We start from the raw sequence: 11,270 nt of genomic DNA on the forward strand, positions 1-11,270 counted from the left end.
CCTGGAAAGGCCGGCGATACAGGGTGATAGCCCCGTACACGAAAACAACCTTGATGTGAAATCGAGTAGGGCGGGACACGTGACATCCTGTCTGAATATGGGGGGACCATCCTCCAAGGCTAAATACTCCTGACTGACCGATAGTGAACCAGTACCGTGAGGGAAAGGCGAAAAGAACCCCTGTGAGGGGAGTGAAATAGAACCTGAAACCGTGTACGTACAAGCAGTGGGAGCCCTTCGGGGTGACTGCGTACCTTTTGTATAATGGGTCAGCGACTTACATTTTGTAGCGAGGTTAACCGTATAGGGGAGCCGTAGGGAAACCGAGTCTTAACTGGGCGTCTAGTTGCAAGGTGTAGACCCGAAACCGGGTGATCTAGCCATGGGCAGGTTGAAGGTTGAGTAACATCAACTGGAGGACCGAACCCACTAACGTTGCAAAGTTAGGGGATGACCTGTGGCTGGGGGTGAAAGGCCAATCAAACTCGGAGATAGCTGGTTCTCCCCGAAAGCTATTTAGGTAGCGCCTCGGACGAATACTACTGGGGGTAGAGCACTGTTTGGGCTAGGGGGTCATCCCGACTTACCAACCCCATGCAAACTCCGAATACCAGTAAGTAATATCCGGGAGACACACGGCGGGTGCTAACGTCCGTCGTGAAGAGGGAAACAACCCAGACCGCCGGCTAAGGTCCCAAAGTTCTGGTTAAGTGGGAAACGATGTGGGAAGGCTCAGACAGCTAGGATGTTGGCTTAGAAGCAGCCATCATTTAAAGAAAGCGTAATAGCTCACTAGTCGAGTCGGCCTGCGCGGAAGATGTAACGGGGCTCAAACCAGGCACCGAAGCCGCGGATTCACGCTAAGCGTGAGTGGTAGGGGAGCGTTCTGTAAGTCTGCGAAGGTGTGTCGAGAGGCATGCTGGAGATATCAGAAGTGCGAATGCTGACGTAAGTAACGATAAAGGGGGTGAAAAGCCTCCTCGCCGGAAGACCAAGGGTTCCTGTCCAACGTTAATCGGGGCAGGGTGAGTCGACCCCTAAGGTGAGGCCGAAAGGCGTAATCGATGGGAAGCAGGTTAATATTCCTGCACGACTTGTAATTGCGATGGGGGGACGGAGAAGGCTAGGTGGGCCAGGCGACGGTTGTCCTGGTGAAAGTGCGTAGGTGGTGTTTCTAGGCAAATCCGGAGACACAACACTGAGACACGAGACGAACACACTACGGTGTGGAAGCCATTGATGCCCTGCTTCCAGGAAAAGCCTCTAAGCTTCAGATTACAAGTCATCGTACCCCAAACCGACACAGGTGGTCGGGTAGAGAATACCAAGGCGCTTGAGAGAACTCGGGTGAAGGAACTAGGCAAAATAGTACCGTAACTTCGGGAGAAGGTACGCTCTTGTTGGTGAAGTCCCTTGCGGATGGAGCTGACGGGAGTCGCAGTGACCAGATGGCTGGGACTGTTTATCAAAAACACAGCACTCTGCAAACACGAAAGTGGACGTATAGGGTGTGACACCTGCCCGGTGCCGGAAGGTTAATTGATGGGGTTAGCGCAAGCGAAGCTCTTGATCGAAGCCCCGGTAAACGGCGGCCGTAACTATAACGGTCCTAAGGTAGCGAAATTCCTTGTCGGGTAAGTTCCGACCTGCACGAATGGTGTAACCATGGCCATGCTGTCTCCACCCGAGACTCAGTGAAATCGAATTCGCCGTGAAGATGCGGTGTACCCGCGGCTAGACGGAAAGACCCCGTGAACCTTTACTACAGCTTGGCACTGAACATTGAACCTACATGTGTAGGATAGGTGGGAGGCTTTGAAGGCGTGACGCCAGTTGCGCTGGAGCCGTCCTTGAAATACCACCCTTGTATGTTTGATGTTCTAACGCAGGGCCCTGAATCGGGCTCGCGGACAGTGCCTGGTGGGTAGTTTGACTGGGGCGGTCTCCTCCCAAAGAGTAACGGAGGAGCACGAAGGTTGGCTAATCCTGGTCGGACATCAGGAGGTTAGTGCAATGGCATAAGCCAGCTTAACTGCGAGACGGACAGGTCGAGCAGGTACGAAAGTAGGTCATAGTGATCCGGTGGTTCTGAATGGAAGGGCCATCGCTCAACGGATAAAAGGTACTCCGGGGATAACAGGCTGATACCGCCCAAGAGTTCATATCGACGGCGGTGTTTGGCACCTCGATGTCGGCTCATCACATCCTGGGGCTGAAGTCGGTCCCAAGGGTATGGCTGTTCGCCATTTAAAGTGGTACGCGAGCTGGGTTCAGAACGTCGTGAGACAGTTCGGTCCCTATCTGCCGTGGGCGTTGGATGATTGAAGGGAGTTGCTCCTAGTACGAGAGGACCGGAGTGAACGAACCTCTGGTGTTCGGGTTGTCACGCCAGTGGCACTGCCCGGTAGCTAAGTTCGGAATCGATAACCGCTGAAAGCATCTAAGCGGGAAGCGAGCCCTGAGATGAGTCATCCCTGACCCCTTGAGGGTCCTAAAGGGCCGTTGGAGACCACAACGTTGATAGGTGGGGTGTGTAAGCGCGGCGACGTGTTGAGCTAACCCATACTAATTACCCGTGAGGCTTAACCATACAACACCCAAGAAGTGTTCGAAGGCTTGTAGCAGATACCGAGAACGAAGAATTAAATCAGCTTTTTCAGATTGAAGATTTTTGCCTGGCGGCAATAGCGCAGTGGAACCACCTGACCCCATGCCGAACTCAGAAGTGAAACGCTGTAGCGCCGATGGTAGTGTGGCATTCGCCATGCGAGAGTAGGACACTGCCAGGCACCCAATTAAACGGTGATGTGAAAGACATGACCGGCTGCGAGGATGACACCTCATCAAGAAGCGGCAAAAGATTTAGCGAAAGCTAACCGAATGCGGAGCGGTAGTTCAGTCGGTTAGAATACCGGCCTGTCACGCCGGGGGTCGCGGGTTCGAGTCCCGTCCGCTCCGCCACTAACAAGAAGCCCAGTCGACAGACTGGGCTTTTTTCGTTTCCGACACCGTCCTAATTTCCCCCGAAATGCCTCTTTTTCCTCAAGCGACTCAGTAAAACACGCAGAGCCAGACAGTGGTCATGTCGGGATGGGTCCACTCGACCCTGTGCTTCTGGCGGGCAGGGATATTGATGTGATCCCCCGGACCCTGCTGGATCAGCTGCTAGCGCTGTCTCTCTTGCCTGCAATGAAATGAGAGGAGAACGACACTCCACTGAGTGTCGTGGAAGACTGCAGAGTGCCTCTATGCTCCGTCACGCATACGAAGTGCAGTTTGAATGTCTCGGCGCTTCTTTCAGGCCTTTAGAGAGGTCTTGTCGAAAGACTCAGTCAAGGTATGGACGAGAGTGACGAGCAGCAGGAACAAGCGCAGGGAAGTGGCATGCACAACATCTGCAGCGTGAGTGATGTGATTGGGTTGTTCCTAATAAAAAGCGCAAAAAGAAAAGGGGACGGCAGCTGCCGTCCCCTCGAGTCATTTCGTCCAGTCCCTGAACTGCAACGCTCCCTGCAATCCCTGACTTTATCCTGATCCTTCGGAATATCCCCTTCCCAATCCGTTGAGGTGTCCTGTGGCCATCCTAGCCTGGCAATCGGTCCTGATTGCTGCACTCTCTCCATCCTGGAGGTGTCCGTTACCACATCCCGTGGTGTTCCTTGCGTCATCCTGACAGATAACCATCCGGGTTATCTCGCTTCATCCTGAAGCTGTCCTGCTCGCCTCCAGCGAGGTTCCTGTTCGTCCTGAAGAGCAACCATCCTGCTGCTCTGCCTCATCCCGAGGTGTCCTCAACCACGTCCCGCAGTGTCCTGTATTCCCTTTGATAACCATCCTGGCTATCGGCCTCATCCTGAGGTGTTCCCTGCCCACGTCCTGTGGTTTATTCCCTGCTTATGCGCTGCTTCTGCATCCTGCCGAACCAGCTTCGTCCTTGTGAGACCCATATTAAGGGAACCAGAGGGCGGAACAAGGGAGGATCCGGCGTTGTCGGCGTGATGGGAACGCTTAAACGATCATTGTTGTGATAATAAATTCATATTAATCATGCTGTTAGTTTGTTTCACGGGAAAGCATAAGGATTCAAAGATGGCTTCGCGTACGGTTCGACACAGTGGCCTCTTACAGCGGCGATGGCTGATCTCTCACACGCAAAAACAGGACGAAAACGATGGTAAAAACAGGCTCAATTCGGAGGGTAAGGCTTAAAAATTAGTTGAATAAATATGCTCAAAAAGAATACAAAAAGCCGGGCTTGGCCCGGCTTTTTGAGAAGGTGTCAGCTGACGCGACTACCCGGTGTCGGATATGCCTTGCGCAAGGATTCTGGCGCCAGCACTTCCAGGTTCCCGCTCATGTTGTTGAGCCAGGTACGGAACTCCGGAGTGTCCTGCACCTCGGTTTCCACCACCACGCTGCGCTTGTCGTAGCGGGTCATGCGCGGGTTGTGGCCGGGGATCTGGCCGTCGACCAGGGTCGGGCAGTTGGCATCGATGCGGCCGACGAAGCGGATCGGCCCGCTGACATCCTGGTACCCCTGATCGCGGATCAGTTTCTGGATATTGAAATCCTTCGGCTGGGTCGCGCTGAAGTTGGTCAGCTCCACGTTCTTGATGTGGTCGAACGGGATGCCGTAGACCTTGGGATCCAGCTCGGAGAGGGTGCAGAGCAGGGTCGGCCCCTCTGCCTGGTTCAGAATGCCGAGCGGATTGATGCGGTCATAGCAGAGCCACACGGTGCGCTCCTTGATGACACGCTGGATCTCGGCGCTGAACTTGCGGCCACGCCACAGAGCATCGCGGATCAGGGTGCTGCGGCGGATCTCCGGATTGCCGGCAAACGGACGCGGTGACTGGTGCACGCTCTCGAGCCAGCGTTCCGCCAGTTCGCTCTGGCTGTCACGGATCACCTGGCTGGCCTTGTCGACCAGCGGGTTCAATTCGGTCAGGACACTGGCGGGCAGCAGCTGGCTGGCCTGGTCGCTCCAGGTTTTCAGCGCCACTGCCAGCGACAGCGGCATGATGTTGGCAAAATCGTTGAGGCCATGGCGCTCGAAGCACCAGCCGTGTGGTTTGCTGCGTTCATCCGAGGTGAGATCGAACAACCCCATGCCGGACATCTCTTCCAGGTCCCGTTGCACGGTACGCAGACTGACATGAATGCCTTCTTCTTCCAGTTTTACCTGGAGTTGGCTGGCGGTCAGCTTGTAAGGGCGGTGCGGGATGCAACGCGCCAAGGTCAGTTGTCGTAACAGCTTCTTACTCATGGTGCATGCCTTCACTGGTTTAGCGTTGAGTGTATCCTAGCCATGCCTTGCGACAGTCTATGTCGCAAGTTTTGCTGCGACAACTGTCGCCATTTTCATACAAACCAAGCTAACTGCATGATCATAAAAGAGAACGCTCTCTTTTCTGGCAGCAATTGAGGCTAAAAAATGATGAAAATTCGCCAAATGAAAGTGCTGTCTTACGGATTTGGCATAGAAGAAAAAACAGAAATGATGGGTAAGCGCAGAATATGATGTGGAGGAGAGGACTCTCCTCCACCGGGCGGGGATTTTTGCTGTCGGATCAGGCCAACCAGGACCAGGCCGACTTGGTGATGGCGGCGCCCACCATGTAGCCGAATACCGCCAGGGCAGCGAGGCCGGCCACCAGCTTCTGACTGCGCGCAGGGCGCTTGAGCGCCATGACGCCGAGGCCGATGTAAACCACCAGCGCGATCAGCTTGGCCATCAGCCAGGGCTGCTGACCCGGGCTCATCTGCAGGGTCACCGCCAGCAGCACCCCGAACAGCAACAGTAAGGTGTCGTTGACATGGGGCAGGATCTTCAGCCACTTCTGCTGCAGGCGGGCACTGCCCCCCAGGGCCAGCAGCCAGCGATAGAGGAACAGCAGCACGCTGACCAGTGCCAGCGTCATGTGCAGGTGTTTGAGCAGGGGGTAATAGGCAATCATATTGCTTCCTTGTCGTTGTCGGGCAGACCGCTGTTCCAGTTGTGGGCGTGAATGCGCTCCTGTCCTTCCTGATCGTCTTGCAGCAGATCGGAGAGGATGTCCCGGTATTGCAGGCTCTTGTTGATATAGGTGTGTTCGTCGTCCAGGTAGTTGACCTGCTCCCGCAGCAGCCAGTTGTCGTGCTGCTTGAAGGTCTGCCCGGCCCGCCAGGCCTGGTTGGCCCGAAAACCGAGCTGGGTCAGGGCTTCCACCCCCAGATCCACGGCGGAACCCAGGGTTTCCCGATACACGCTGCCCACGCCCTGACGCAGGATCTCGTGAGCGTGGGGACGATCCTGGGCTCGCGCCAGTATCTTAAGGTGCGGGAAGTGTTTCTTCACCATTTCAATCACTTCGAGTGACGTTGCAGGGTCGTTGATGGAGAGCACCAGCAATTTGGCCTTGTGGGCACCGGCGGCGTGCAGCAGGTCGAGCCGGCTGGCATCCCCGTAGAACACCTGATAGCCATACTTGCGCAGCATCTCGATCTGGCTGGCATCCTGTTCGAGGATAGTGGTACCTATGCCGTGGCCGTGCAGCAAACGTCCCACTATCTGACCGAAGCGGCCGAAGCCGGCGATGATCACCGGGTGCTCCACCAGCTCCGGCTGCTCGTGCTGCGGGACCTCGCTCTGGTTGCGGTAGTCGAACCAGGGCTGGATCACCCTATCGTTGAGGATCAGCAGCAGCGGCGTCAGCGCCATGGAGAGCGCCACCACCAGGGTCAGCAGGGCGATGGTATCCCCCGGCAACACCCTATTCTGGGCGGCGAACGAGAACAGCACGAAGGCGAACTCCCCCCCCTGGGCCAGCGCCAGCCCGAAGGTCCAGCGCTGGCTCGGCGAGATGCGGATGATGAAGCCAAGCGCCATCAACACCAGCCACTTGAGCAGCATCAGGCCGACCACCAGGGCCGGGATCAGCAGCGGATGTTCGGCAAACAGCCCGAAGTTGATACCGGCGCCCACCGACATGAAGAAGAGGCCGAGCAGCAGCCCCTTGAACGGCTCTATATCCGCCTCCAGTTCGTGGCGGTATTCGCTGTCCGCCAGCACCACCCCGGCGAGGAAGGAGCCGAGGGCGGGGGAGAGGCCGACCGATTCCATCAGCACGGCGATGGCGATCACCAGCAGCAGGGCAGCGGCGACGAAGATCTCCCGCATGTGGGACTGGGCGATGGCGCGAAACACCGGGCGCATCAGGTAATGACCACCCAGTACTATGCCGGAGATGGCGGCCACCACCAGCAGGCCGTGTTGCCAGCCGGCCAGCTCAGAGCTGCCGCTGCTGGCCACCGGCGCAATGGCCAGCAGCGGCAGGATCGCCAGGATGGGGATGACGGCGATGTCCTGGAACAGCAGCACGGCGAAGGCGGAGCGGCCGCTCTCGCTCTGCATCAGTTTGCGCTCCTGCAGGCTCTGCAGCACGATGGCGGTGGAGGAGAGCGCCAGGATGAGGCCGATGGCCAGCCCCTGTTGCCAGGGCAGGCCAATGAGGTGGGCCACGCCGGTCAGGGCTGCCGTGGTGAGCAGCACTTGCAGGCCGCCGGTGCCGAGAATGGGCCCCTTCAGCTGCCACAGCAGCGCCGGCCTGAGTTCCAGCCCGACCAGAAACAGCATCAGCACCACCCCGAACTCGGCGAAGTGCATCACATCTTTTTGCTCACCCACCAGCCCCAGCAGGAAGGGGCCTATGATGATCCCCGCCAGCAGGTAGCCGAGCACGGAGCCCAGCCCCCAGCGCTTGGCCAGCGGCACCGCGATCACCGCGGCTGAGAGGTAGATGAAGGCATCGAACAGCAAACCGTGTCCCATCAGCGGATCCTCCGCGCTGTGGTGGAGGCCGATGAAGGCAGGCCGGGACTACGCCCGGATCGGGATCGGGTCATGGGAGTACCTCCAGCAGATCGCGCAGATAGGGGGTGCCGCCGAGTTGTTCCGGGGTCAGCTGTTCGTCGCGCAGGGCGCACAGCAGCTGGCGATAGTCCTGGCCGCAGCGGCGCAGCGCCTCCGGGTCCCGGATCTTGTGAAAGGAGTGCAGCACGAACGGGGGCAGCCAGCTCATGCCACACAGCTGGGCCGTCTGCTGAAAGGGGAGCAGGAAGTCGAGCAGCGGGCGCTGGTTGTAGCCAGCGCTGCAGTAGGATTCGGGGGCACCGCCGGTGGTGATGGCCGACAGCCACTGCTTGCCGTTGAGGGCGTGGGCTTCCGGGCCATAGGCGTAGCCGTACTCCAGCACCAGATCCATCCATTCCTTCATGATGGCCGGACAGGAGTACCAGTAGAAGGGGTGCTGGAAGACGATGATGTCGTGTTCAGAGAGCAGGGCCTGCTCCCGCTTCACGTTGATGAACATGTCCGGGTAGTGCAGATAGAGGTCGTGCAGGGTGACGCCCTCCAGCCCGTCGATGGCCTGCAGCAGCTGCTTGTTGGCCCGGGAGCTCTGCAGCGCCGGGTGTGAGAAGATGACCAGAATGCGTTTCATGGGGTCCTGACCTGAAGAGGAGTGGATGCCGGCAAAAGATGCATTGCGCAGCGACGTTAGCAAGAAGCGCCGTGGCCCGCCAGCTCCGGGATCAGCTCGCGCAGCGCCGGATTGAGGGTCTGGTGGGCGGGATAGCAGAGACCGATGCGCCGGAACATCCGGGGCCCGCTCACGGGCACGGTGCACAGCCCCGCCTCGTCCTCCACCAGCCCGTCCGGCAGGAAGCTGATGCCGATCCCGGCCAGTACCAGCGCCATCACCAGCCCCTTGCTTTCGGCCTTGGCCACCAGATTGAGGGTGAGCCGATCACAGGCCAGCAGGCCTATGGTCTGCTGATGGGCCTCGCAGGGTGGGCACTCAATAAAATCATAATGTTGTAGCTCGGCCAGTTCGAGTTGCCGGCGGCCGGCGAGGGGATGGTCGCGGCGCACGCACAAGACATAGTCCTCTTCCCACAGCGGCAGAAAGATCTCGTCCTCCCGGCGCAGGGCATCCAGGGTCAGCCGACAGTCGGCAGGCGTCCCGTAATCGGAGAGGGTGAGATCCAGCTCGGGCAGCACCGCCTGTACCTGCTGCAGCAATCCCGCCAGCCGGCGCCGGCTCAGGTCCGGCATGATGGCAAGATTGAGCCGCGCACGCGTCGCCTTCTGGCGAAACAGCTCGGGCAGACGGCGCGCCTCCTCCACCAGCTTGACTGCGTGGGGATAGAGGTAGTGGGCCGGGTCCTTCGCCTCCACCCCCTTCTTGCCCCGAATGAACAGGCTGTCACCCAGGGTCTCTTCCAGCTGGCGCAGCCCCGCCGAGAGGGAGGGCTGGCTGACGTGGCAGCGTTCGGCCGCCGCCGTGATGTTCTTCTCTTCATAGATGGCGATGAAGAAGCGCAGCAGTCTCAGATCCAGCATAAGCCCAACCATAGTTTTTTCAGATGATAACCAGCGGAAAACAATATTTATCACTGATGGATGCAGTGACTATAGTGATCCCGTTCCGTGCTGGCCAGCCGCTTGTTTGCTCAAACCGACTCTTGAATCAGAAGGAAAACATCATGTCCAAGCCTCTCGTCGTGATCACCGGTGCCTCCGCCGGGATCGGTGCCGCCATCGCCCGCGCCTTCTCCGCCGCCGGCCATCCGCTGCTGCTGTTGGCCCGCCGGGTCGAGCCCATGCGGGCGCTGGGCCTGCCCGATACCCTCTGCATCGGGGTCGACGTGACCGACACCGCTGCCATGAAGGCCGCCATCCAGCAGGCCGAGGCGCAATTCGGTCCGGTCGGCTGCCTGGTCAACAACGCCGGCGTCATGCTGCTGGGCCAGGCCGACGTGCAGGACCCGGCCGAGTGGCAGCAGATGCTCAACATCAACGTGATGGGGGTGTTGAACGGTGTTCACGCCGTGCTGGCCGGGATGAAGGCGCGCCGCAGCGGCACCATCATCAACATCAGCTCCATCGCCGGTCGCAAGACCTTCCCGAACCATGCCGCCTACTGCGCCACCAAGTTCGCGGTACACGCCCTGACCGAAAACATCCGGGAAGAGGTGGCCGATGTCGGCGTGCGGATGGTGACCATAGCCCCGGGCGCGGTGGAGACCGAGCTGCTCAGCCACACCACGGACGAGAGCATCAAGGCCGGCTACCACGACTGGAAGGATCAGATGGGCGGCGTCATTGCGCCCGAGGTGATCGCCGAGGCCGTGCTCTATGCATGGAACCAGCCGGCCAATGTCTGCGTGCGCGAGATCGTGCTGGCGGCCACCCGTCAGCAACCTTGATGGAGGCTGACTGGAAGAGGGGGAGGGCTTGACCCTCCCCCTGGGCCAGGGGTTACCATAGGCCACCTTTCGTCAATGAGTCGTCTCATGGTTCTGACCCGTCGCCAACTCGCTCGCGCCCGCCGCTGGCTCCCCCTGTGGAGTCTGCTGATGGTGCTGATGTCGTTTGGCAGCAGGGCGGCGACCGATCTCTGTACCCTGACGCCTCATTGCAGCCAGAGCGAACGCACCCTGGAGAAAGCCATGCCCTGCGGCAGCTTCACCTCGGCGCTCGCCATGACGGTACTCAGCAGTGACAGCCTGACGGTTGCCATGCTGGAGCCCGATGCCCCGGATTTCATCTCCCCTTCCCAGTTCATGCCGGATGTCCCGACCGACCGGCTGGAGCGTCCTCCCCGCACCCTGGCTTGAATCTGACCCCCGTTCCCGGGCATGTTTCATTCAATCTGAGGTGAGTTATGTACAAATCCCTGCTACTGGCCGTGCTGGCCGGTACCGTCAGCTTTTCTGCTCTCGCGGCCGAGAAGATGACCGTCTACAAATCCAAGTACTGCGGCTGCTGCCAGGCCTGGAACAAGCACATGGAAGAGAATGGCTTCGAGCTCGAGGTCATCGAAACCGAACAGCTTGCACCGGTCAAACAGCAGTACGGCATCACTCCGCAGCTGGCCTCCTGCCACACCGGCGTGGTCAACGGCTATGTGATCGAGGGACACGTGCCCGCCGCCGATGTGCAGAAACTGCTCAAGGAAAAACCGGCGCTCCGCGGCCTGACCATTCCGGGCATGCCCCAGAGTGCGCCGGGCATGGATATTCCGGGTCAGCCCTATCAGGTGCTGAGCATCAGCAATGAGGGCGCGACCAGGGTCTGGTCGAGCTACCCCGGCTGATGAAGACTGGCCGTGAGCGGACACACTTCCATCATGTGAGGCACACCTGAGCGAGCCTGTGTTGCTCACGGTCAGGTATGGGGGCCGCCATCGCGAGATGGCGGCCCTTTTACATCCCGGCGCGGGAGAACT

At 59.1% G+C, this 11,270-nt stretch carries 8 protein-coding genes, 1 tRNA gene, 2 rRNA genes and 1 pseudogene (1 of these 12 only partly in view); 6 read left to right on the plus strand and 6 right to left on the minus strand.

Annotated features, from left to right (window positions below; all coding sequences use genetic code 11):
- The 3 genes from I6L33_RS05785 to I6L33_RS05795 form a co-directional block, all read left to right on the plus strand.
- Positions 1-2,590: ribosomal RNA gene (locus tag I6L33_RS05785) — 23S ribosomal RNA — on the plus strand (it extends 299 nt beyond the left edge of the window).
- Between the two features lie 84 nt (positions 2,591-2,674).
- Positions 2,675-2,789 (plus strand): 5S ribosomal RNA (gene rrf / locus I6L33_RS05790).
- 95 nt (positions 2,790-2,884) lie between these two features.
- Positions 2,885-2,961: transfer RNA gene (locus tag I6L33_RS05795), tRNA-Asp, on the plus strand.
- Between the two features lie 90 nt (positions 2,962-3,051).
- On the opposite strand, the pseudogene I6L33_RS22180 reads toward I6L33_RS05795, so the two are convergent.
- From I6L33_RS22180 to I6L33_RS05820, 6 genes and pseudogenes are all read right to left on the minus strand, one after another.
- A pseudogene (locus I6L33_RS22180) lies at positions 3,052-3,183 on the minus strand (phosphoribosylaminoimidazole carboxylase); the annotation flags it as partial.
- A 1,096-nt stretch (positions 3,184-4,279) separates the two neighbouring features.
- On the minus strand, positions 4,280-5,266 hold the full coding sequence (locus I6L33_RS05800) for a YafY family protein (RefSeq protein WP_005308002.1): 987 nt from the start codon (positions 5,264-5,266) through the stop codon (positions 4,280-4,282).
- Positions 5,267-5,570: 304 nt separating this feature from the next.
- Positions 5,571-5,957 carry a SirB2 family protein gene (locus I6L33_RS05805; RefSeq protein WP_042005460.1) on the minus strand — a complete coding sequence of 129 codons (387 nt, stop codon included), beginning with the start codon at positions 5,955-5,957 and terminating at the stop codon, positions 5,571-5,573.
- Positions 5,954-7,810, minus strand: coding sequence for a monovalent cation:proton antiporter-2 (CPA2) family protein (locus I6L33_RS05810; RefSeq protein ID WP_005308005.1), 1,857 nt, complete (start codon positions 7,808-7,810; stop codon positions 5,954-5,956). The genes I6L33_RS05805 and I6L33_RS05810 overlap by 4 nt, the downstream gene beginning before the upstream one ends.
- A gap of 70 nt (positions 7,811-7,880) precedes the next feature.
- Entirely contained in the window at positions 7,881-8,480 is a 600-nt protein-coding gene (locus I6L33_RS05815) for an NAD(P)H-dependent oxidoreductase (RefSeq protein WP_216973692.1), read from the minus strand.
- A gap of 56 nt (positions 8,481-8,536) precedes the next feature.
- A complete protein-coding gene (locus I6L33_RS05820; protein WP_026141732.1) occupies positions 8,537-9,382 on the minus strand; it encodes a LysR family transcriptional regulator in 846 nt (281 codons plus the stop codon).
- 143 nt (positions 9,383-9,525) lie between these two features.
- Here I6L33_RS05820 and I6L33_RS05825 point away from each other — a divergent pair, with 143 nt between their 5' ends.
- The 3 genes from I6L33_RS05825 (at position 9,526) to I6L33_RS05835 (ending at position 11,138) form a co-directional block, all read left to right on the plus strand.
- On the plus strand, positions 9,526-10,248 hold the full coding sequence (locus I6L33_RS05825; protein ID WP_216973693.1) for an SDR family oxidoreductase: 723 nt from the start codon (positions 9,526-9,528) through the stop codon (positions 10,246-10,248).
- Positions 10,249-10,335: 87 nt separating this feature from the next.
- Positions 10,336-10,659, plus strand: a complete 324-nt coding sequence (locus I6L33_RS05830) for a hypothetical protein (RefSeq protein ID WP_005308010.1) — start codon at positions 10,336-10,338, stop codon at positions 10,657-10,659.
- 47 nt (positions 10,660-10,706) lie between these two features.
- Complete coding sequence (locus I6L33_RS05835) at positions 10,707-11,138, plus strand: DUF411 domain-containing protein (RefSeq protein ID WP_017778467.1); 432 nt, start codon at positions 10,707-10,709, stop codon at positions 11,136-11,138.
- Positions 11,139-11,270 lie beyond the last annotated feature (132 nt).

The organism is Aeromonas sp. FDAARGOS 1403 (genome assembly GCF_019047325.1).
Taxonomy (GTDB): domain Bacteria; phylum Pseudomonadota; class Gammaproteobacteria; order Enterobacterales; family Aeromonadaceae; genus Aeromonas; species Aeromonas dhakensis.